Source organism: Pseudomonas sp. (assembly GCF_002796985.1).
Taxonomy (GTDB): Bacteria; Pseudomonadota; Gammaproteobacteria; order Pseudomonadales; family Pseudomonadaceae; genus Pseudomonas.
Genome location: NZ_PEKX01000007.1, coordinates 1,079,997 through 1,101,621 on the forward strand (window position 1 = coordinate 1,079,997; position 21,625 = coordinate 1,101,621).

A 21,625-nucleotide genomic window follows, 5' to 3' on the forward strand; every position below is an offset into this window, starting at 1 on the left:
ATAGACCGCCTGGCGGGGTGGTCTTGAGGTGATGTTTAACGTGTCCAACGGCATAAACATATCGCTATAGAAGTTGAAACTCAAGCGCGATAGCGCATTTTCAAGTTCTAAAGCGGGTTGCGGCGACTCCTATAGAGAAAATACGTGCAAAATCAAAGGGTTGCTAAAGTTGAAACTTGAAAGTCAAGACACTACGCAGCTTTCAGGTTCGGGCGGCGAACCTGAAAGCGACAAAGCCTTCATCGAAAGGCTTCGTGAGATAGCTTCTATAGCGGGTAGTGCGAGCGCTTTAGCGAAGGCGGCAGGCATCTCTCAAGGCGGGCTGCAGCGCTATTTGAAAGGCGGGGAACCAACGCGGCCTGTACTCATCAGCCTGGCAAAATGCACTGGCGTTAGCTTGGCTTGGCTCATGACGGGAGAGGGCGAGAAGCTCCCCCGACAGTCGGCGACTCAGACCGACAGTGAGGATATCTACGCCTACGTCCCTCTCTACGACGCTCGTTGCAGTGCTGGTAATGGCGCCTGGAACGAGAGAGCCCAAGTGCTTACCAGCTTGGCGTTCACGCGTTACTCGCTGCGTAAGAAGGGACTCAGTCCGGCGAATTTGGCGTGTCTACGGAACGATGGCGATTCGATGTTGGGTCTGATCGATGACGATGACACCGTCATGATCGACCTGAGCCGCGATAGCCTTGAGGGTGAGGGTGTCTATGTCATCCTCCTGGATGACCACCTCTACGCTAAGCGACTGCAGCGTCAGTTTGATGGAGCTATCCATATCATCAGTGAGAACAAGGCATACCCCATGATGACCGTGCCGAGGGCCAGCATGAATCAGCTGCAGATCATCGGGCGTGTGGTGTGGGCGGGGGGCTGGCTAATCTGAGGGGCGCCCCGCACCTCCTCTCGGAGCGATGCCAAAGGCTTTGCGAAATCCAGGCTCCGGGGTCGTTACTGGCCCGTTTCGACCTTGCATACCTTTGGCACCGCCCATTCGCCTACAAGCCGCGTCATTCGGGCTTGTCCGGCTTCATCCGGGTTCTTCCGGCAGCACCCCACCAGTGCCAACCTCATAACCTCCTCACAGCCAGAGCCGAGCCAGAGCGGTGTGCGGCTTTTCGTAGGAGCGAGCTTGCTCGCGAACGCCTTCATCAATCAAACCGATAATGCATCCGTACGCAGCCCGGCTCGATGACCTTGGCCGACAGCAGCGTCGGCGACACCCGCAACCCGGTGGCAGGGAACAGCGGAAAGCCGCCGCCGATGATCTCCGGCATCACATAGACCTCCAGCTCATCCAGCGCCTCACGCTCCAGGAAGGCCATCTGCAACTGGCCGCCGCCGAGCATCCACACATCACCATCCTCCAGCGCGCGCAGTTCCGCGATCAGCGCGTCGACATCGCTGCGGGTTTCCAGCGGGCCGTTCGGCTCGTCGATGGGGCGGGAGGTCACCACCAGCACGCGCTGGGCGCCATAGGGCCAGGGGCTGGGGTCGGCCGCGAGGAAGTCGTAGGTCGCGCGGCCCATGACCAGAGTGCGAATGCGCTGGAGAAACAGGCTGTAGTCATGTTCGCCCAGCTGTAGCTGGTCATGCTTGAACAGCCAGTCCAGCCCGTGCTGCGGGGTGGCGATGAAGCCGTCGAGGCTGCTGGCGATGTAGCCGAGAATCCTGGCCATGTTGAGTCTCCTTGGGTAAGCTCCTTATCAATATATAAATGAACGTTCATTTATAAAAGGAGATTTCATGGCTCGGACCAAAACGGTGAGTGACGAAGCGGTACTCGACGCTGCCATGGTGCTGATGGTGCGCGCAGGACCGGAGGCGGTGACCTTCGCCGCCGTTGGCCGCGAGGTCGGGCTGTCCGCCGCGACGCTGGTGCAGCGGCATGCAACCAAGGCCGAGTTCCTCCGCGCCGTGCTGCTGCGCGCCTGGGATCAGCTGGATGAGCAGACCGCGCGCCTGGACGAGAGCGCCGAGTTGAGCCCGGAAGGCGCAGTGCAGATGCTGGTGGCGATGTTCCCGGTGGGCGAGGGCGAGGCGGACTACGCGGAGGGGCTGCTGATCCTGCGCGAGGACATGCGCGATCCGCTGCTTCGCGAGCGTGGTGCACAGTGGGGCGCCACATTGGCCAAGGCATTGGGGCGCCGGTTGAGCGATGACCCGCAGAGGCAGCCCGTACTTGGCCGGCTGATGGCCAGCCAATGGCAGGGCGCGCAATTGTGGTGGGCCTTCGAGCGCCAGGGCGATCCGGCCAGCGCCATCGGCGCAGAGTTGCGGCGCTGGTGCGAAGTCGTGCTGAGGGCGGAAAGGGTTGCGGGATAAGACGCAGGGATGGAGACTCGTCCGATGCATTACTGCCTGATCGAAACAGACCTCGGCTGGTTCGGGCTCGCCTGGAGCCCACAGGGGATCACGCGCGCTTATCTGCCGGGCGACTCGGTGCACAGTGTGCGTGAGCGCTTCGACAAGCTCGGCAGCGAGACTGCCCACTGGCCTGCGTTCATCGATGAGGCGCGTCAGTTGATCCTGGGCTATGCGCGGGGCGAGGCGGTGTCCTTCGACAGCTTGCCGCTGGACCTGTCCGCTGTGAGCGATTTCCACCGCCGTGTCTACGACGACATTCTCCAGCTGGGGCGCGGCGAAACTACGACCTACGGCGAGATTGCCCGGCGCCTGGGCGATGTCGGCTTGTCGCGCGCGGTGGGGCAGGCGATGGGCAGCAACCCGATCCCGCTGATCATTCCTTGCCACCGAGTGCTCGCCAGCGGCGGCAAGACCGGTGGCTTTTCCGCGCCGGGCGGCAGTACCTCGAAGCTGCGCATGCTGGCGCTGGAAGGCTTCGAGGACCCGCAGGCGGCGCAGACCGCCTTCGATTTCTAGGCCGGTCTTCTAGGCCAGACTTTTAGGTGCGCTGCAGCGCGCCCTCCAGGCGCAGCAACAGTTCCTTGCGCGGCAGGCCGCCGGCGTAGCCGGTGAGGCTGCCGTTGCTGCCGATCACCCGGTGGCAAGGGACGATGATGCTGATCGGGTTGGCACCATTGGCCGCGCCCACCGCGCGGATCGCCTTGGCCCGGCCGATGCGCCGCGCGAGTTCCGCGTAAACGGTGGTGTAGCCGTAGGGGATCTCCAGCAAAGCCTGCCAGACCTGACGTTGGAACTCGGTACCGCCAGTGTTCAGGCGTACGTCGAAGCGCTGGCGCTTGCCGGCGAAGTACTCGTCCAGCTGCCGCGCCACGTCGTCCAGCAAAGGGCTGCCCTGTTGCCAGTCCGGCTCGGGGTAGTGACGGGTCTCCAGGTCCATGTAGAGCATTCGCAAGCCGCCTTCGTCGCCGGCCAGCAGCAGGCGGCCGGTGGGGCTGTCGTGGTAGCGGTAGTGCATGGTCATCCTCCGCTGCGGCCGGCCTGGGAATAGGCGTGCCACAGATAGACGGCGGCGTAGGCGCGCCACGGTCGCCAGGCTTCGGCGCGACGTTGCAGTTCGCGCGCGGTGATACCTTCGGCGCCCCAGACTGGTGACTTGAGCAGGCCCAGGTCGGCGGCGGGGAAGGCGTCCGGATCGCCGAAGGCGCGCAGGGCGACGTACTCGGCGGTCCACGGGCCGATGCCGGGGAGGGCGCAGAGGCGCTTGACCAGGTCGTCGGCGCCGTCGTCCACATGCAGTTGCAGCGCGCCGCTGGCGCAGGCGGCGGAAAAGCGCTGCAGTGTTTCCACCCGCTTGCCCGGCATGCCGATGCCGGCGAGGTCGGCCTCCGCAAGCGCTTCAGGTGTAGGGAACAGGCGGGTCGGTTGGCCCTCGGCGTCACCGGGCAGCGCTTCGCCCAGGCGCTGCACCAGCCGCCCGACGATGGTCACCGCCGCTTTCACCGTGACCTGCTGGCCGACGATGGCGCGCACGGCCTGCTCGAATGGGTCGAACGCGGTCGGCAGGCGCAGGCCGGGCGCTTGCAGCAGGAGTGGGCCGAGGATGGTGTCGTCACCCAGGTGCCCGGCGATGTGCGCGGGGTTGCTGTCCAGGTCGAACATCTTGCGTACCCGCGCCGTCAGCGCCTCGCTGTGATGGGCCGGCAGGTGCAGTTCCAGCTCCAGTTCGGCGGTGTCGTCCAGCGGCGTGACGCTGAACCAGCCGCTGTCCGCGCCCAGCCGCACGCTGCGGGCGTAGCGCCGGGGCGACAGGCATTCGACGCCGGCCAGGCTGCGCAGGGCGAAGTGGTCGTGGAACTGCTGCCAGTTCCAGGGGGCCTGGTAGGGCAGGCGAATAATGCGGGAGTCGGCGGCTGTGTTTTTCATGCAGCGACCTTACCTGTTGCGCACCGGGCTGTCGTCCCGCGCCTGACTTTCAAACTGGCGCGGGTAAGCTCCTTTATAGAAGGCACCGACAGCAGGGTTCGACCTGTCATCTTCCGGCACGTAGAATGCGCGCCTCTTTCGGGGCGGCCCGGCCGTCCCCTCCTAGTGTCTTGTCCCGACGGGAGCCCAGCGCATGCACGATTACCAGGAAACCCTCTACGACGGCTATGGCCAGCGTTTCAGCGTCGACAGGATGCTCCACGAGGTGCGCACCGAGCACCAGCACCTGGTGATCTTCGAGAATGCCCGCATGGGCCGGGTGATGGCGCTGGACGGCGTGATCCAGACCACTGAGGCCGACGAGTTCATCTACCACGAGATGCTCACCCACGTGCCGATCCTCGCCCATGGCGCGGCCAAGCGCGTGCTGATCATCGGCGGCGGCGACGGCGGCATGCTGCGCGAGGTGTCCAAGCACGCCAGCGTTGAGCACATCACCATGGTCGAGATCGACGGCACCGTGGTCGACATGTGCAAGGAATTCCTGCCCAACCATTCCCAGGGCGCCTTCGACGATCCGCGGCTGAGCTTGGTGATCGATGACGGCATGCGCTTCGTCGCCACCACCACCGAGAAGTTCGACGTGATCATCTCCGACTCCACCGACCCGATCGGCCCGGGCGAGGTGCTGTTTTCGGAGAACTTCTACCAGGCCTGCCACCGCTGCCTGAACGAAGGCGGCGTGCTGGTGACCCAGAACGGCACGCCGTTCATGCAGCTGGACACTGTGCGCAACACCGCCGGCCGCATGAACGGCCTGTTCGCCGACTGGCACTTCTACCAGGCGGCCGTGCCGACCTATATCGGCGGCTCGATGACCTTCGCCTGGGGCTCGACCAACCCGGCGCTGCGCAAGGTCGACGTGGCCACCCTGGCCCAGCGTTTCGCCGCCAGCGGCATCCAGACCCGCTACTACAATCCCGCCATCCACCAGGGCGCCTTCGCCCTGCCGCAGTACGTGCTGCAGGCCATCGGCAAGCCGGCCAACGACTGATCCGCTGCTGCCCGTCGCGCTCCTCGCGCGGCGGGCAGGGGAGTAATGCCCGGATTTCCCGCCCATCGGAACATTTTCTTCACAGGCCGCCCGGCACTATGCCCGCCGTCAGGTGGTCCCAGCTGGGCCGGATCACACTTGCATCATCTCGAAACGAATCCCCGGCCAGGCTTAATGCCGGCTTAAGGCGCGCACAATAGAATGCGACGCCGCTGCTTTTGCGGTGTAATGCCGCAGCCTTTCACGCTCGCGCGGGCAGTCCTTCTGCCCGGCCATGGCGACGCTCCTTCGAACCCTGAACGTTCACAACGGAACCAAGAAATGGGCCAATCAGAAGTCCTGACCAATCGCCAGACCGGTGCGAGCCTCACGCGGCCGACCCTGTCCAGCCACCTGGCGTTCACCGCGCTCAGCGTCGTTGCGCTGATGGTGATGTTCTCCCTGCTGCGCGTGGCGCTGCTCATCTATAACCGCGAGTTGATCGGCAGCACCCCGGCGTCCACCTTCGTCGAAGCCTTCATCACCGGCATGCGCTTCGACATCCGCGCCGTGGTCTACATCGTCGCCCCGCTGGTGTTCGCCATCGCCAGCGTGCGCGCCATGGGCTGGCGCTGGCTGTGGAAGACCTGGCTGACGGTCGCCGCGAGCATCACGCTGTTCCTCGGCGTGCTGGAGATGGACTTCTACCGCGAGTTCCACCAGCGCCTGAACAGCCTGGTGTTCCAGTACATGTCCGAAGACCCGAAGACGGTCATGAGCATGATCTGGTACGGCTACCCGGTGGTCCGCTACCTGCTGGCCTGGGCCTTCGCCACCTGGATTCTGTACCTGCTGTTCCGCGGCATTGACCGCGCAACCCGTCCGGAGGCTTCCGGTCCCTCCGCCGCCGCCTGGTACATCCGCGTGGCCGTGATGCTGGTGGTGATCGTGCTCTGCGTGGTGGCCGCTCGCGGCACCCTGCGCCAGGGCCCGCCGCTGCGCTGGGGCGATGCCTTCACCACCGATTCGATGTTCGCCAACCAGCTCGGCCTGAACGGCACCCTGAGCCTGATCAAGGCCGCCGAGAGCCGCTTCTCCGAAGACCGCGACAACATCTGGAAAGCCACCCTGCCGGTGGACCAGGCGCGCGACGTGGTGCGCAAGATGCTGGTGATGCCGGACGACAAGCTGGTCGACGCCGACGATGCCGCCGTGCGCCGCGACTACACCCCGCCGGCCGATGGCACGCTGCCGATCAAGAACGTCGTGGTGATCCTGATGGAAAGCTTCGCCGGCCATTACGTCGGCGCGCTGGGCGGCAAGGGCAACATCACGCCGTACTTCGACAAGCTGAGCAAGGACGGGCTGCTGTTCACCCAGTACTTCTCCAACGGCACCCACACCCACCAGGGCATGTTCGCCACCATGGCGTGCTTCCCCAACCTGCCGGGCTTCGAGTACCTGATGCAGACGCCCGAGGGTGGCCACAAGTTCTCCGGCCTGCCGCAACTGCTGTCGGCGCGCAAGTTCGAGGACGTCTACGTCTACAACGGCGACTTCGCCTGGGACAACCAGTCCGGCTTCTTCGCCAACCAGGGCATGACCTCGTTCATTGGCCGCAACGACTTCGTCAATCCGGTGTTCTCCGACCCGACCTGGGGCGTGTCCGACCAGGACATGTTCGCTCGCGGCAACGAGGAGCTGGACAAGCTCGAAGCCACCGGCAAGCCGTTCTACGCACTGCTGCAGACCCTGTCCAATCACGTGCCCTACGCACTGCCCAAGGACCTGCCGGTGGAGCGCGTGACCGGTAACGGCAGCCTCGACGAGCACCTGACCGCCATGCGTTATTCCGACTGGGCGCTGGGGCAGTTCTTCGAGAAGGCGAAGAAGTCGCCGTACTACAAGGACACCCTGTTCGTGGTCGTCGGCGACCATGGTTTCGGCAGCCCCGAGCAGTTGACCGAGATGGACCTGTTCCGCTTCAACGTGCCGCTGCTGCTGATCGCTCCGGGCATCCAGGAAAAGTTCGGTGCTACTCGCGATACCGTCGGCACCCAGATCGACATCGTGCCGACCATCATGGGTCGCCTCGGCGGCGAAGTGCGCCACCAGTGCTGGGGCCGTGACTTGCTGAACCTGCCGGCCGGCGACAAGGGCATCGGCGTGATCAAGCCGTCGGGCAGCGAGCAGGTGGTTGCCGTGATTTCCGGCAACCGCATCCTGATCCGCCCCAAGGAAGGCGACATCCGCGTCTACGACTACAAGCTGGGCAGTGACTTCGGCGTCAAGCGCGTGGACGGCGCGACCGACCAGGAAAGCCTGCGCGTTCGCCTGGAGTCCTTCATCCAGACCGCAACCAAGAGCCTGCTGGACAACACCGCTGGCGTCGTGGACGGCAAGCCTGACGCGAAGTGATCGAGTGGTAAGTGAAAAGGGGCCTTCGGGCCCCTTTTTCTTTGGCTCTTCGCAGGAGCGAGCTTGCTTGAGAACAGCTTTGGCGACAGTGCCACGGCCTGGTTCGCGAGCAAGCTCGCTCCTGCAGGGAAAGCAGCTTGCCAGAGCCTTGGCGTAGGAGTGGATAAGCGAAAAACAGGCAAGAAGCAGTTATAAAGTAAGACCACATCGATCTAATGGGTTATAAAAAAAGTCGTTATCCTGCCGCCCACACCACGAGGTGATCAGTTTCGCCAGTCAGGACGCGTAGATGGAAGTTGGCAATATCGGTTTCGTAATCGCGGGTCTTGTCGTTGGCTTTATCGTTGGAATGACTGGTGTCGGCGGCGGCTCGCTGATGACGCCGATTCTCCTCTGGTTCGGTATCAACCCCGCTGCCGCGGTGGGCACCGACCTGCTCTATGCCGCCATTACCAAGTCCGGCGGCGTCCTGGTTCACCGCAAGAACGACAACATCGACTGGCGCATCACCGGCTGGCTGGCCCTGGGCAGCGTCCCGGCGGCGGCGCTGACGCTGCTGTTCCTGCACAGCCTGCACACCGATACCGCGGCGATGAATGCCGTGATCAAGAACGCCCTGGGTGTCGTGCTGTTGCTCACCGCGCTGGCCGTGCTGTTCAAGAAGCAGGTGCTGGCCTTCGCCCAGCGCCATGCCGGCGACAGCTTCCACTTCAGTGGCCCGAAGCTGAACGCGTTCACCGTACTCACCGGCGTGATCCTCGGTGCGATGGTTGCGCTGACTTCCATCGGCGCTGGCGCGCTGGGTACCGTGGCGCTGTTCATCCTCTACCCCTTCCTCGCTACCCGCCGTCTGGTCGGCACCGAGATTGCCCACGCCGTGCCCCTGACCCTGGTCGCCGGCCTCGGCCACGCCAGCATGGGCAACATGGACTGGGGCCTGCTGGGCTACCTGCTGATCGGCTCGCTGCCGGGCATCTACGTCGGTAGCCACCTGGCCGGGCGCATTCCGGACGGCGTGCTGCGTCCGTGCCTGGCTGTGATGCTGGCGATGATCGGCTACAAGCTGGTCTTCTAAGCGCTCGTTTGCCTGACGCTCAGCCGCGGCGGAAGCGCCCCGGCGTCACGCCTTTCCAGCGGCGGAAGGCGTGAATGAAGTTCGACGCCTCGCCATAGCCGAGCCGCTCGGCAATCTCCTCCAGGCGAATCGCCCCGGTGGCCAGCAACTCCTCGGCCAGCGCCTGGCGCACCTCGTCCAGCAAGGCGCGATAGCTACTGCCCTCGGTTTCCAGCCGGCGCCGCAGCGTGCGCGAGGTCATGTGCAGCTCGTCCGCCAGTTGCTCCATGTCCGGCAACCGCCCCGGCGTGCCCAGCAGGCGGTCGCGGATCTGCCCGGACAAACCGGTGCGCACCTGACGCCGGGCGAGCAGGGCGCGGCATTGTTCCTCGCAGCGTCGTGCCACTTCCGGGTTGGCGCCTGGCAGTGGCATCTCCAGGATGCGGCTGTCGAAGACGATGCGGTTTTCCGCCTGGCCGAACAGTGGCGTCACTCCCAGTTCATCAATATAGGGCTGCAAGTCGGCCGGTCTCTCGCGGCGGAACAGCGCCTGGCGAATCGGCGGCGGCTGGTTGGTCAGGTCGCGCTGGATGCGTAGCACGCCGCCGCCGTCGCGGTCGATGAGGAAGTTGCGCAGGTCCTCCGGTACGGCAGAATCGTCCAGCACCAGGTGCGCTTCACCGTCGTGTTCCTCCAGCGTCATGCGGTGGAAGGCGTAGGTCAGGTCCAGATAGCGCAGACCCAGGTGCGCCGCGCTGAGGAAGGTCGAGCTGCTGAGCAGGGCGAAGCCCCAGATGCCATAGGTATTGAGGTGATAGCGCAAGCCGGCCTTGAGCCCGATGCCGGGGCGCTGGCCGATCTGCCGGTTGATGTTGCGCAGCAGCTCCAGCTCCTGTGCGGCTTCCACCTCGGCGCCAGGGTCGGCGAGCACGCGGATATCCAGCCCGGTGCCGTCCAGGCACTGTTCCAGGGTCATGCCATGGTCGAGGCCGAACTGGGTCATGAGCTGCACGCTGATGGCGCTGCGCCGGGGCGACCAGGGTGGGGTGGCAGGCATTGGAACCTCGGCTTTCAAATGACCGAAAATCAGGGGTGACCGAAAGTCACAATTTTATGTCCGACTATGCCATAACCCGTCGTGGGAAGTCGCACTAGGATGGTGTCATCCGCCGCTGTGCGGACTTCGAAACCGGGAGCACAACAATGACAACACCATCCCGTCGATCGGCCGCCCCGCGCGTGCTGATCATCGGTGCCGGCTTCGCCGGCCTGGGCCTGGCGATCCGCTTGCAGAAAGCCGGCATCCAGGACTTCCTGATCCTCGAGAAGGCTGCCGATGTTGGCGGCTGCTGGCGTGAGAACGTCTATCCGGGCGCCGCCTGCGATGTGCCTTCGCACCTGTATTCCTTCTCCTTCGAACCCAAGGCCGACTGGTCGCGCAAGTTCGCGCCGCAGGCGGAGATTCTCGACTACGCGCGGCACTGCGCCGACAAGTACGGGCTGCGCGAGCGCATCCGCTTCAACTGCGAAGTGCGTGAGGCGAGCTTCGACGAAGCGGCCGGCGAATGGCGGGTGACCTGCGCCGACGGCGAGGAGTTGCGCGTTCAGTCGCTGGTCTGCGCCCTCGGCCAACTGAGTCGCCCGCTGATCCCGACATTGCCGGGCATCGAGCGCTTCCAGGGCAAGGCCTTCCACTCTGCGCAGTGGGACCACGCCGCGCCGCTGGAGGGCAAGCGTGTCGCGGTGGTCGGCACCGGCGCCAGCGCCATCCAGTTCGTCCCGCAGATCGCTCCTAAAGTGGCCGAGCTGCTGCTGTTTCAGCGCAGTGCCGCCTACGTGATCCCCAAACCGGACCGCCCCTACGCCGACTGGGAGCGCCGCATCAAGGCCAGTCTGCCGTGGTTGCAGCGTCTGGACCGTGGTCTCAAGTACATCCAGCACGAGGCGCGTGCGCTGGCCTTCACGGTGTTCCCGCCGATGATGAAACTCATGCGGATCAGCTTCCATCTGCATCTGCGCAAGAGCATCAGCGATCCACAACTGCGCGCGCGGCTGCAACCGGATTACCCCATGGGCTGCAAGCGCATCCTGATCAGCAACGACTACTATCCGGCACTGGCGCGCAGCAATGTGAAGCTGGTGGACACCGGTATCCGCGAGGTCACCGCGGACGCCATCGTCACCCGCGACGGTGTGCGGCATCCGGTGGACGCGATCATCTACGGTACCGGCTTCGCCGCCACCGAGTTCCTGGCGCCGATGCGCATCACCGGTCTTGCCGGGCGCGAGCTGAACCAGGCCTGGAGCGACGGCGCCGAAGCCTACAAGGGCATCAGCGTCAGCGGCTTCCCCAACTTCTTCATTCTCTATGGGCCGAATACCAACCTGGGGCACAACTCCATCATCTACATGCTGGAGAGCCAGTTCCCCTACGTGCTCGGCTGCCTGCAGCGGATCCAGCGCGAGGGCCTGAAGTACCTGGACCTCAAGCCACAGGCGCAGCAGGGCTTCAACCGCCAGCTGCAGCACGACCTGCAGCACACCATCTGGGAGCGCGGCTGCAGCAGCTGGTACAAGACCGCCAGTGGGCGCAACACCGTCAACTGGCCGGGCTTCACCTTCCGTTATCGCCAACAGACCCGTCAGCCGGAGTTCGCCGACTATGACTGCATCCGTTGAACCCCAGGTGCCGCTGTCGGCACGCCAGAAAATCCTCACCGCCACCCTGCGCGGCACACTCACCTTGCTGTTCCGTGGGCTGATGGGCCCGCAATTGCCGGTGAAGGCGCAGCGCGCCCTGCTGCGCGGGTTGACGGCAGCCACGCTGACGCCGCGCGGCGTACACCGTGAGCAGACGACACTGGGCGGCTTGCCTGTCGAAGTCTGGCGGCCGCAAGGTGTCGGCACGGGCAGGGTGATCCTCTACCTGCATGGCGGCGCCTACCTGATCGGCTCGCCGGCCACGCACCGGGCGATCACCGCCAATCTGGCGCGGCGCTGCGGTGCAGAAGTCTGGGTGATCGACTACCGGCTGGCCCCCGAGCACCGTTTCCCTGCCCAGCGCGAAGACGCCGTGGCGGCCTATCGCGCACTACTGGACAAGGGCATTCCTGCCCATGCCATTGCGGTGGCCGGGGATTCCGCCGGTGGTCACCTGACCCTGCAACTGGCGCTGGAAGCCAAGGCCCAGGGGTTGCCGGCGCCGGGCGCGCTGGTGACCTTCTCGCCGGTGACTGATCTCTCCGCCGGGCACCTGCACGCACCGGCGGCGGGCGACCCGCTGATCACCCGCGCCTGGATGGACAGTGCCATGGAGATGTTCTGCCCGCCGGGCGTGCCCCGCGCAGACGCCCAGCTGTCACCGCTGCACGCTGATCTCAGCGGTTTGCCGCCGTTGCTGATTCAGGTCGGTGAGGACGAGGTACTGCGCAACGACAGCCTGCGCTTCGTCGATGCCGCGCGGCGCTACGGCAATACCGTGCAACTGCAACGCTTCCCCGGTTGCTGGCATGTGTTCCAGGCCCATGCCGGCCTGCTGGATGTGGCGGATCGCGCCTTGCAGGACGTTGCCAATTTTCTTGCCAGTCATTTGCAAGCAGGGCATCGGCAACCCGCCGTCATGCAATCCGTCCTTGAGCAAGGAACGCCACGATGAACACCATCCTGATCAGCGGGGCGGCCTCGGGCATCGGCGCCGCCACCGCAAAACTGTTCCACCAGCGCGGCTGGCGCGTCGGCCTGATCGACCTGAATCCCGAGCCGCTGGCGGCGCTGGCGTCCGAACTGGGCGGCGCCTGGCAGCGAGCGCTGGACGTCACCGATGCCGAGGCGGTAGCGGCGGCAGTGCGCGAGTTTGCGCAAGCCCACGATGGTCACCTGCGGCTGCTGTTCAACTGCGCGGGCATCCTGCGCTTTGGCCGCTTCGAGGACATCAGCCTGGCCGAGCACAACCGCATCATCGCCATCAACGTGCAGGGCGTACTCAACTGCTGCTATGCCGCGTTGCCGTACCTCAAGCGCACGCCTGGTGCGCAGGTGCTGAACATGGGCTCGGCCTCCGGGCTCTATGGCGTGCCGCAGATGGCCAGCTATTCGGCGTCGAAGTTTGCCGTGCGTGGGCTGACCGAAGCGCTGGAGCTGGAGTGGCGCGAGCTGGGCATCCGAGTCGCCGACCTGATGCCGCCCTTCGTACGCACGCCGATGGTTGCCAGCCAGACGGTCGAGCCACCGGTGCTGCGCCGGCTGGGCGTGACCCTGGTGGCCGAGGATATCGCCCAGGCCGCGTGGCGCCAGGCGCAGAGCGGCGGTGTGCACCGGCCCATCGGTGCGATGTTCCGCGCCATGTACTGGTCCGGCCAGCTGTCGCCGCCGGCGATCAATCGCTGGGTGATGGCCTGGCTGAGCCGTTGAGTACGGCGCACGAGCGTTCACGCTCCTTTCAGCTCCGCGCGCACTGATGCGTTTTGGCAAGGCTCGCATTGATCGCTCCCTATAGACTGCGTGCTTGGAAACCCGCCCTGGCCACCTGACGGCCAGAGCGACAACGCAGTGAAGGAGCCAGATTCGTGGAGCAATTGCGTCTTTCCTGGAAAGCCGCCTGGAACAAGGCCTGGAACGATCTGACCGACCCGTTCGACCGCCTCAGCGAGGTCGCCTTCGGGGTGATCATGGCGCTGACCATCATTACGGTCATTCCCACCGCGGCGGGCGGTGCTGGCCGGGAGCAACTGGTGCTGGCGGCGCTGGGCTGCAACCTGGCCTGGGGCATCGTCGACGCCCTCATGACGCTGGTGGGCATGCGCGTGGACCGCGAGCACCGTCATGCCGGACTACGCGCGTTGCGTCAGTCGGGAGATGAAGAAAGCTTTCGCGAGGGCCTGCGGGGCTTCCTGCCTGACCCAGTGGTGGATCACATGCAGAGGACCGACGTCCAGCGCCTGCGGCAGAGTCTGCTGAAATCGTTGCTGGGCACTGGAGACACACCGAGCCTGGGTCGCGAACATTGGCTCGCGTGGCTGATTCTGGCCGGGCATACCTTCGTCGCGACCTTGCCGATCATCCTGCCGCTGGTCTTCGTTCCGAATGACGTACTGGCGCTGCGTCTGGCACAGGCCACGGGTTTGCTGTTGATGTTCGGCCTGGGTTGGCTGCTGGCGCACTGGGCGGGTGGCAGGCCCTGGCAGGGGGCTGTTGGCTTCACCGCTCTGGGCGTGGCGATGACGGGAATCTGCCTGGCGCTGGGCGGGTAAACCTGCTGGAGGCTGCGGCCCGCGCCGCTTGGCTGCCGCCTGTCGCCGCTGGGCGGCCCTGAGCGTCAAAGGAGCGGCAGGCCGCGCCTGCAGACGCTACGCTGAGAAATGTGGCCGGGGAATTCCGTTGCGCCGCTCGGCGCGTTCGGCGGAGTTGGCCACCATTTCGGGGGACGTTGCGTTAAATGACGTTTCCTGGCGGCACACTGAAGTGCCCGGAATACGCCCTCGCAGGGCGTGTTCGTTGGCGGGGAATACACTCTGAACGTCTCGACAGGAGGTGCGTACCATGGAAAAGCCCCTCTCGGAGGATATCAGCGTCAACGTGTTGCGCCGGATGAAGGAAGGTGGCTTCGATTTCGCTCGCATTCATCCCATCGATTTTTTCGCCATCTTTTCCGATGAACAGAACGCCCGCAAAGCTGCCCGGCAGTTTCGCGGCGAGTCGCTGAGAACCCAGGTCGAAGCCCGTGATGACGGCAGCTGGAACCTGCAGATCAGCAAGGTGATGTTCGCCACCCACGCCGCCATCGGCGATTTCGAGCACGACCTTGAGGAAGTCGTGGTGCCACTGGGCGGTATTCTCGATGGTTGGGGCGTGACACAGGAGGTCACTTCCCTGCGTTGATCGCAATACGTCGTTGAGCCGTCACCCGACGGCCCGCTCCGCAAAGCAGAACGCGCGCCGTCGCCAGCAGTGGCGGCGCGTTTTTTTTGCAGGGTCAGCCAAGCCTGGGCGGCAGTGGTGCAAGGACAAGCTTGCGGACACGCCAGGTTTCTTCATCGCCACCGATGCGGCAGACTGCCGCGCGGAGGTGACCATGACCGATATCCTGATCCTGACCCATGTCGATTTCTGCCCGCCCGGCCATCTGGGCGCGCTGCTCGACCGTCTGCAACTGCCGTTCGACGTACGTCGCGTCGACCTGGGCGAGCTGCAAGGCTACGACCTGGAGCGGCCGAAAGCCGTTGCCATCATGGGCGGCCCCATGAGCGTGAACGACGACCTGCAGTGGCTGCGCGATGAAGTCTCCGCGATCCGTCGTTTCATCGAGCGCGATGTGCCAATGATCGGCCACTGCCTGGGCGGCCAGTTGCTGGCCAAGGCGCTGGGCGCCGACATCCACCAACTGCCGTACACCGAGATGGGCTGGCAGCCGATGCGTCGTCAGGAAGGGCAGAGCCCGTGGCTGGCGCACCTGCCCGAGGAGTTCCCTATCTACCAGTGGCATGGCGATACCTTTGATATTCCCGAAGGCGCCACCCGCTTGCTGTCGAGCCCATGGTGCGAGAACCAGGGCTTCAGCTTCGGCGAGCGCATCCTTGGCCTGCAGGGCCATCCGGAGATGACCGAGGAGTTGGTCAGCGGCTGGGTCAATGGCTTCCCGGAATACCAGGACCCCAGCCAGCCGAGCCAGGAAAGCGCAGGGGTGATGCTGGCCGACCTGCCGCAGAAGGTCGCGGCGATGAACCGCGTGGCGGAAGGTTTCTACAGCCATTGGCTGAAGCTGGCCGGGTTGGTCTGATCCCGCGAGGTTGTGTCGGGTGCGATGCTCTTCGTAGGAGCGAGCTTGCTCGCGAACTGCCCAGCTCCGGAGGCGCCGGCCAATTCGCTCGCGAGCAGTAACGATGGCGTCTCCCTCGCTCCTACAGGTAAAGCACGTCTTCCTGGCTCAATGCTTGAACATGATGTGCCGCGCCACGGTGTAGTCCTCCAGGCCGTACATGGACAGGTCCTTGCCGTAGCCGGACTGCTTGAAGCCGCCGTGGGGCATTTCGCTGCACAACATGAAATGGGTATTCACCCAGGTGCAGCCGTACTGCAGCCGCGCCGCCACCCGTGAGGCGCGGCCGACGTCCTTCGTCCACACCGACGAGGCGAGGCCGTAGTCCGAGTCGTTCGCCCAGCGCACCGCCTCGTCCGCATCGCTGAACGGCGTCACCGAGACCACCGGGCCGAACACTTCGCGGCGGACGATCTCGTCGTCCTGCTGGGCGTTGGCCACCACCGTCGGTTCGTAGAAGAAGCCGTTGCCGCTGACCACCTTGCCGCCGGTAGCGATCTGGATGTGCGGGCTGGCCTTGGCACGTTCGACGAAGCCGGCGACGCGGTCGCGCTGAGCGGCAGTGATCAGCGGGCCGAGTTCGGTGTTCGGGTCGTTCTGTAAACCGGTCTTGAGGCTCGATACTGCGCTGGCCAGGTCGGCGACGAAGTTGTCGTAGACCTTCTTGCCGGCGTAAATGCGGCACGCAGCGGTGCAATCCTGCCCGGCGTTATAGAAGCCGAAGGTGCGGATGCCGGCGATCACGTCTTCCAGGTCGGCATCGTCGAAGACGATCACCGGCGCCTTGCCGCCTAATTCCATGTGCAGGCGCTTCACGCTGTCGGCCGCGCTCTTGATGATGGCCTTGCCGGTGCCCACCGAGCCGGTCAGCGAAACCATGCGCACCAGGTCATGGCTCACCAGCGGCGCGCCCACCGTCGGGCCACGGCCGAAGACCAGGTTGACCACGCCGGCGGGGAACAGCTCGGCGATGAATTCGGCCAGCCGCAGGGCGGTCAGTGGCGTCTGCTCCGAAGGCTTGAGCACCACGCAGTTGCCGGCGGCCAGCGCCGGGCCGAGCTTCCACGCGGCCATCATCAGCGGGTAGTTCCACGGTGCGATGGAGGCGACTACGCCCACCGGGTCGCGGCGGATCATCGAGGTGAAGCCGGGAATGTATTCCCCAGCGGCGGAGCCGGGCAGCACGCGGCAGGCGCCGGCGAAGAAGCGGAACACGTCGGCGATGGCCGGGATCTCGTCGTTCAGCGCGGCGGCGTAGGGCTTGCCGCAGTTGTCCGACTCCAGCCGGGCCAGCTCCTCGGCATGTTCCTCGATGCGGTCGGCCAGACGCAGCAGGAGCAGGGCGCGGTCTTTCGGCGCGGTCTGCGACCAGCTGTCGAAGGCTGCGTTGGCGGCGCGCACGGCGCTGTCCACCTGGGCTTCGCTGGCTTCGGCGATCTGGCCGATCACCGTGCCAGTGGATGGGTTGAGGATATCCAGCGGGGCGCCTTCGCCGGCGACGAACTGGCCGTTGATCAGGAGTTTGGTTTGCATGGGAGCTCCTCCTTCAATGGGTTCCCCTCACCCCAACCCTCTCCCTTCGGAGCGGGGCGCGTAGCCAGGGTTGGGGTGAGGGTGCTTGGCAAAATGCCGGTCATTTCCCGCTCCCCGCCACGTCGCTGGTGCCGCGCGTCAGGTAGTAGGCGCCGAGGATCGGCAACATGGTGGCGAGCATCACCAGCATGGCGACGACGTTGGTGACGGGTACGTCGCGCGGGCGGCTCAGCTGGTTGAGCAGCCATAGCGGCAGGGTGCGCTCGTGGCCGGCGGTGAAGGTGGTGACGATGATCTCGTCGAACGACAGGGCGAAGGCCAGCATGCCGCCGGCGAGCAGCGCCGTGGCGATGTTCGGCAGGATGATGTAGCGGAAGGTCTGCCAGCCGTCGGCACCCAGGTCCATGCTCGCCTCGATCAGGCTGAACGAGGTGCGGCGGAAGCGCGCGATGACGTTGTTGTAGACGATCACCACGCAGAAGGTCGCGTGGCCGATGATGATGGTCAGGAAGCCCGGCTCGATTCCCAGCGTCTTGAACGCCGACAGCAGGGCGATACCGGTGATGATGCCGGGCAGGGCGATGGGCAGGATCAGCATCAGCGAGATGCTTTCCTTGCCGAAGAAGTCGCGGCGATACAGCGCGCCGGCGGCCAGGGTGCCGAGGACCATGGCGATCAGCGTGGCCACGCAGGCGATCTTCACCGACAGCCAGATGGAGTCGAGTACGTCGCCGCGCCCGAAGGCGATGCTGAACCACTTCAGGGTGAAGCCCTGCAGCGGGAAGCTGTAGGCCGACTCTTCGGTATTGAAGGCGTAGAGCAGGATCACCAGGATCGGGAAGTGCAGGAACAGCAGCCCGCCCCAGGCGGCCAGGCGCAAGAGCCAGGAGGGGCGGTCCGTGGAGTGTGTGTCAGAGCGCATCGAAGGCCCCCAGCCGCTTGGCGATGGACAGGTAGACGGCGATCAGCACGATGGGCACCAGGGTGAAGGCCGCCGCCAGCGGCATGTTGCCCACCGCGCCCTGCTGCACGTAGACCATGGTGCCGATGAACAGCCCGCTGGGGCCCACCAGCTGCGGGATGATGAAGTCGCCCAGGGTCAGGCTGAAGGTGAAGATCGAGCCGGCCACCACGCCGGGGAAGGCCAGCGGCAGGATCACCTGGAAGAAGGTCTGCCGCGGGCGCGCGCCGAGGTCCGCCGAGGCTTGCAGCAGCGTCGGCGGCAGGCGTTCCAGGGCGGCCTGGATCGGCAGGATCATGAACGGCAGCCAGACGTAGGTGAACACCCAGAAGCGGCCCAGGTGCGAGGTGGACAGCGTGTTGCCGCCCACGCCCGGCACTTGCAGCAGCAGGTCCAGCAGGCCGAGCAGGTGCAGGTGCTCGATCACCCAGTAGAGGATGCCGCCCTTGGCCAGGATCACTGTCCAGGCGTAGGCCTTGACGATGTAGCTGGCCCACATCGGCAGCATCACGGCGATGTAGAAAAAGGCCTTTTCCTTGGGCCCGGCGTAGCGCGCCATGTAGTAGGCGATGGGGAAGGCGAGGATAGCGCTGGCCAACGACACGGCAATCGCCATGCTGAAGGTGCGCAGGACGATGTCGTAGTTGGCCGGGTTGAACAGGGCCTGGTAGTTGGCCAGGGTCAGATCCGGCGTCACCGCCATGGTGAAGTCGTCGAAGGTGTAGAAGCTCTGCCAGAGCAGGGCGAACAGCGAGCCGATGTAGATCACCCCGAACCACAGCAGCGGCGGGATCAGCAGCATCAGCAGGTAGAGCGTGCTGCGCCGGTAGAGGAAGCTGGAGATCGCCCTCACGGCGCCGGCTCCTCGAGCAGCGGCACCAGCGCGCTGCGTGCCCAGCAGGCGGTGACCGTGTCACCCGGTTTCGGCCGCTGCTCCTCGCGCTCGCCATTGGGCAGGGCGGCGACCAGGCGTACACCGTTTTCCAGTTCGATCTCGTAGCGGCTGCTGGCGCCCATGTACTGCACGTCGAACAGCGTGCCGCTGACTTCCAGCTCACCCTCGCCAGCATGGCCGAAGCGCACGTGCTCGGGGCGCAGCGAGTGTGGGCGTGACTCACCCAGCAGGCGTTGCGCGAGGTCGCCGCGCAGTACGTTGGCGGTGCCGACGAACTCGGCGACAAAGCGCGTGGCAGGGCGGCGGTAGAGGTTGTCGGGAGTGTCGACCTGTTCGATGCGACCCTTGTTGAACACTGCCACGCGGTCGGACATGGACAGTGCTTCGCTCTGGTCGTGGGTGACGAAGATGAAGGTGATGCCGAGCTGCCGCTGCAGCTTCTTCAGCTCCACCTGCATCTGCTCGCGCAGCTTCAGGTCCAGCGCGCCCAGGGGTTCGTCCAGCAGCAGCACGCGTGGACGATTGACCAGGGCGCGGGCCAGGGCGACGCGCTGGCGCTGGCCGCCGGAGAGCTGCGCCGGCTTGCGCTTGCCGTAGCCGGCCAGGGCGACCATGCCCAGGGCCTCTTCGGCGCGGTTATAGCGCTCGGCCTTGGCCACGCCCTTCACCTTCAAGCCGTAGGCGACGTTGTCCAGCACGTTCATGTGCGGGAACAGCGCGTAGTCCTGGAACACCGTGTTCACGTCGCGCTCGTAGGGCGGCAGGCCGGCGGCCTCGTGGCCGTGGATGCGGATGGAGCCGGCAGTGGGTTGCTCGAAGCCGGCGATCAGCCGCAGGCAGGTGGTCTTGCCCGAGCCGGAGGGGCCGAGCATGGAGAAGAACTCGCCGTCGCGAATCTCGATGGACACCTTGTCGACGGCGCGCACGTCGCCGTAGTGACGGCTCACGTCAGTGAACTGGACGGCTGTGGTCATGCTGCTGCTACCTGAATGGTGGGGCTGCATCAGAAAAGGTAGCGCATGGAAGGCGGAGCGCCTGTTCTGCGTGCCGGAGGCATCCGTGCTCTTCGTAGGGCCGAAGGGGGCTCGCTAGCAGCCCCGCAACGGAGGCTGGTTCGCGAGCAAGAACCAGGCGTCCCCCTCGCTCCTACCGTCCTGGTTTGGCCTTTGCGAAGCCATTGCTAGACGCCTGTTCTACCCCGTATAAGGTCGCTTTCGCCCGCATGAAAGGAAGCCACCGATGTACAGCCTGAGTGAGCTCTACCGCTACCCGGTCAAATCCACCGCCTACGAGCCCCTGGAGGCCGTCCGCCTGGACGCTCTGGGCCTGGAGGGGGATCGACGCTGGATGGTGGTAGAGGCTGCCAACGGCCGCTTCCTGACCCAGCGCCTGCTGCCGCAGATGGGCCGCATCGAGGCGCGCTGGCAGGATGATTTCGCCGCCTTGCGCCTGCGCGCGCCGGGCATGGATGACCTGCTGGTGAGCGTGCCGGGCCGTGACGACGATCTGCGCGGGGTGCTGATCTGGCGCGACACGTTGCAGGTGCCGGATGCCGGCGATGAAGCCGCGCAATGGCTGAGCACATTCCTCGGTCGCGACGTGCGCCTGGTGCAGATGCCCGAGCAACGTGCGCGTCAGGTCGATACCGCCTACGCCGAACCCGGCGAGCACGTGCATTTCGCTGACGGCTTCCCGCTACTGCTGATCGGCCAGGGCTCGCTGGACGATCTGTCGGCCAAGGTCGGCCGCCCGCTGGAAATGCTGCGCTTCCGCCCGAACCTGGTGGTGGCCGGCGCAGCACCTTTCGCCGAAGACAGCTGGAAGCTCATCCGCATTGGCGAGGTCACCTTCAAGGTCGCCAAACCCTGTTCGCGCTGCATCCTCACCACCATCGACCCGCACACCGGCGAACGTGATGCCGCCCGCGAGCCGCTGGCGACCTTGCTGGGCTACCGCAACGTCAATGGCGAGGCGCTGTTCGGCCAGAACCTGATCGCCCTGAACAGCGGAGCGCTGCGGGTAGGCATGGACGTGGAAGTTCTGGAGTAGCGTGCAGCCAGGGCAGATAGGCGCATCCCGGCCCCAACATTGAGGGCATTTGTAGGAGCGAGCTTGCTCGCGAACCCGCCTGACGCCTGTGCCGCCGGAAAATCTGTTCGCGAGCAAGCTTGCTCCTACAGGTAGCGGCAGGGCGTACAACCGCTCGCGGTTGTACGCCGTCGGCGCGTTACAGCTTGGCGTCGACGCAGCCGGTGCTCTGGCACTCGCGTTCACGCTCGCGCAGCACAGCCAGACGCTCATTAGTCTTGTCCACGGCGCACTGCAGGTTGACGAAGTAGCCGCCGTCGCGCTCGTAGCTGCACTGGGCGTCGCGGTCCTTGATCCAGGCGATCTGGCTTTTCTTCAGCGCGGCCTTCTGGCCATCGTTGAGCATCTTGCGCAGGGTGCCGAATTCATTGTTCAGCTCGCGGTCGACCTGGGCGTACTCGGTGCTCAGGCAGTACACGCTGTCGAAGGCGTTGCGCGGCTTCTCGCAGGCGGCGAGGGCCAGGTCGGTGCTCAGCAGGCCTGTGGCCAGGGCAGTCAGGGACAGCACGGTCTTGCGCATGGGAACTTCCTTTTTCCTT

22 protein-coding genes are annotated in these 21,625 nt (G+C 65.3%); 13 read left to right on the forward strand and 9 right to left on the reverse strand.

Annotation, left to right across the window (positions count from 1 at the left end; all coding sequences use genetic code 11):
- Positions 1 to 169: 169 nt before the first annotated feature.
- Entirely contained in the window at positions 170 to 886 is a 717-nt protein-coding gene (locus tag CTR55_RS10790; protein ID WP_296286004.1) for a helix-turn-helix transcriptional regulator, read from the forward strand.
- Positions 887 to 1,151: 265 nt separating this feature from the next.
- Here CTR55_RS10790 and CTR55_RS10795 read toward each other — a convergent pair whose 3' ends face one another.
- Positions 1,152 to 1,679 carry a dihydrofolate reductase family protein gene (locus CTR55_RS10795; RefSeq protein WP_296286005.1) on the reverse strand — a complete coding sequence of 176 codons (528 nt, stop codon included), beginning with the start codon at positions 1,677 to 1,679 and terminating at the stop codon, positions 1,152 to 1,154.
- Between the two features lie 67 nt (positions 1,680 to 1,746).
- On the opposite strand from CTR55_RS10795, the gene CTR55_RS10800 reads away from it, so the two are divergent.
- Positions 1,747 to 2,325: a helix-turn-helix domain-containing protein gene (locus CTR55_RS10800; protein WP_296286006.1), complete on the forward strand. Its 579-nt coding sequence runs from the start codon at positions 1,747 to 1,749 to the stop codon at positions 2,323 to 2,325.
- Between the two features lie 24 nt (positions 2,326 to 2,349).
- Complete coding sequence (locus CTR55_RS10805; protein ID WP_296286008.1) at positions 2,350 to 2,883, forward strand: methylated-DNA--[protein]-cysteine S-methyltransferase; 534 nt, start codon at positions 2,350 to 2,352, stop codon at positions 2,881 to 2,883.
- A 22-nt stretch (positions 2,884 to 2,905) separates the two neighbouring features.
- Here CTR55_RS10805 and CTR55_RS10810 read toward each other — a convergent pair whose 3' ends face one another.
- Complete coding sequence (locus CTR55_RS10810) at positions 2,906 to 3,382, reverse strand: methylated-DNA--[protein]-cysteine S-methyltransferase (protein ID WP_296286010.1); 477 nt, start codon at positions 3,380 to 3,382, stop codon at positions 2,906 to 2,908.
- A 2-nt stretch (positions 3,383 to 3,384) separates the two neighbouring features.
- The gene (locus CTR55_RS10815; protein WP_296286012.1) at positions 3,385 to 4,290 is read right to left on the reverse strand and encodes a DNA-3-methyladenine glycosylase; all 906 of its coding nucleotides are present in this window, start codon (positions 4,288 to 4,290) and stop codon (positions 3,385 to 3,387) included.
- A 193-nt stretch (positions 4,291 to 4,483) separates the two neighbouring features.
- Between CTR55_RS10815 and speE the strand changes: the two genes are divergently transcribed.
- The 3 genes from speE (at position 4,484) to CTR55_RS10830 (ending at position 8,816) form a co-directional block, all read left to right on the forward strand.
- Positions 4,484 to 5,344, forward strand: a complete 861-nt coding sequence (gene speE, locus CTR55_RS10820) for a polyamine aminopropyltransferase (RefSeq protein WP_296286016.1) — start codon at positions 4,484 to 4,486, stop codon at positions 5,342 to 5,344.
- 321 nt (positions 5,345 to 5,665) lie between these two features.
- Positions 5,666 to 7,741, forward strand: a complete 2,076-nt coding sequence (locus CTR55_RS10825) for an LTA synthase family protein (protein WP_296286018.1) — start codon at positions 5,666 to 5,668, stop codon at positions 7,739 to 7,741.
- A 289-nt stretch (positions 7,742 to 8,030) separates the two neighbouring features.
- On the forward strand, positions 8,031 to 8,816 hold the full coding sequence (locus CTR55_RS10830) for a sulfite exporter TauE/SafE family protein (RefSeq protein ID WP_296286019.1): 786 nt from the start codon (positions 8,031 to 8,033) through the stop codon (positions 8,814 to 8,816).
- A 19-nt stretch (positions 8,817 to 8,835) separates the two neighbouring features.
- On the opposite strand, the gene CTR55_RS10835 is transcribed toward CTR55_RS10830, so the two are convergent.
- Positions 8,836 to 9,852: an AraC family transcriptional regulator gene (locus tag CTR55_RS10835; RefSeq protein ID WP_296286021.1), complete on the reverse strand. Its 1,017-nt coding sequence runs from the start codon at positions 9,850 to 9,852 to the stop codon at positions 8,836 to 8,838.
- A gap of 146 nt (positions 9,853 to 9,998) precedes the next feature.
- Between CTR55_RS10835 and CTR55_RS10840 the strand changes: the two genes are divergently transcribed.
- The 6 genes from CTR55_RS10840 (at position 9,999) to CTR55_RS10865 (ending at position 15,570) form a co-directional block, all read left to right on the forward strand.
- Entirely contained in the window at positions 9,999 to 11,474 is a 1,476-nt protein-coding gene (locus tag CTR55_RS10840) for an NAD(P)/FAD-dependent oxidoreductase (protein ID WP_296286022.1), read from the forward strand.
- Positions 11,458 to 12,450 (forward strand): alpha/beta hydrolase, encoded by a 993-nt coding sequence (locus CTR55_RS10845; protein ID WP_296286025.1) that lies wholly within the window; start codon positions 11,458 to 11,460, stop codon positions 12,448 to 12,450. Before CTR55_RS10840 ends, CTR55_RS10845 begins: the two co-directional genes overlap by 17 nt.
- Entirely contained in the window at positions 12,447 to 13,205 is a 759-nt protein-coding gene (locus CTR55_RS10850) for an SDR family oxidoreductase (RefSeq protein WP_296286027.1), read from the forward strand. The genes CTR55_RS10845 and CTR55_RS10850 overlap by 4 nt, the downstream gene beginning before the upstream one ends.
- 155 nt (positions 13,206 to 13,360) lie before the next feature.
- Positions 13,361 to 14,044, forward strand: coding sequence for a hypothetical protein (locus tag CTR55_RS10855; protein ID WP_296286029.1), 684 nt, complete (start codon positions 13,361 to 13,363; stop codon positions 14,042 to 14,044).
- A gap of 289 nt (positions 14,045 to 14,333) precedes the next feature.
- A complete protein-coding gene (locus CTR55_RS10860; protein ID WP_296286030.1) occupies positions 14,334 to 14,672 on the forward strand; it encodes a ribonuclease E inhibitor RraB in 339 nt (112 codons plus the stop codon).
- A 193-nt stretch (positions 14,673 to 14,865) separates the two neighbouring features.
- The gene (locus CTR55_RS10865) at positions 14,866 to 15,570 is read left to right on the forward strand and encodes a type 1 glutamine amidotransferase (RefSeq protein ID WP_296286031.1); all 705 of its coding nucleotides are present in this window, start codon (positions 14,866 to 14,868) and stop codon (positions 15,568 to 15,570) included.
- Positions 15,571 to 15,717: 147 nt separating this feature from the next.
- Here the strand turns inward: CTR55_RS10865 and CTR55_RS10870 are convergent, their stop codons facing one another.
- The 4 genes from CTR55_RS10870 to CTR55_RS10885 form a co-directional block, all read right to left on the reverse strand.
- A complete protein-coding gene (locus CTR55_RS10870; protein ID WP_296286032.1) occupies positions 15,718 to 17,142 on the reverse strand; it encodes a gamma-aminobutyraldehyde dehydrogenase in 1,425 nt (474 codons plus the stop codon).
- 100 nt (positions 17,143 to 17,242) lie between these two features.
- A complete protein-coding gene (locus tag CTR55_RS10875) occupies positions 17,243 to 18,064 on the reverse strand; it encodes an ABC transporter permease (RefSeq protein WP_296286033.1) in 822 nt (273 codons plus the stop codon).
- Positions 18,054 to 18,905, reverse strand: a complete 852-nt coding sequence (locus CTR55_RS10880) for an ABC transporter permease (protein ID WP_296286515.1) — start codon at positions 18,903 to 18,905, stop codon at positions 18,054 to 18,056. Before CTR55_RS10880 ends, CTR55_RS10875 begins: the two co-directional genes overlap by 11 nt.
- A 47-nt stretch (positions 18,906 to 18,952) precedes the next feature.
- Complete coding sequence (locus CTR55_RS10885; RefSeq protein WP_296286035.1) at positions 18,953 to 19,972, reverse strand: ABC transporter ATP-binding protein; 1,020 nt, start codon at positions 19,970 to 19,972, stop codon at positions 18,953 to 18,955.
- Positions 19,973 to 20,237: 265 nt separating this feature from the next.
- Between CTR55_RS10885 and CTR55_RS10890 the strand changes: the two genes are divergently transcribed.
- Positions 20,238 to 21,047 (forward strand): MOSC domain-containing protein, encoded by an 810-nt coding sequence (locus tag CTR55_RS10890; protein ID WP_296286036.1) that lies wholly within the window; start codon positions 20,238 to 20,240, stop codon positions 21,045 to 21,047.
- 178 nt (positions 21,048 to 21,225) lie between these two features.
- Here the strand turns inward: CTR55_RS10890 and CTR55_RS10895 are convergent, their stop codons facing one another.
- A complete protein-coding gene (locus CTR55_RS10895; protein WP_296286038.1) occupies positions 21,226 to 21,606 on the reverse strand; it encodes a lysozyme inhibitor LprI family protein in 381 nt (126 codons plus the stop codon).
- Positions 21,607 to 21,625 lie beyond the last annotated feature (19 nt).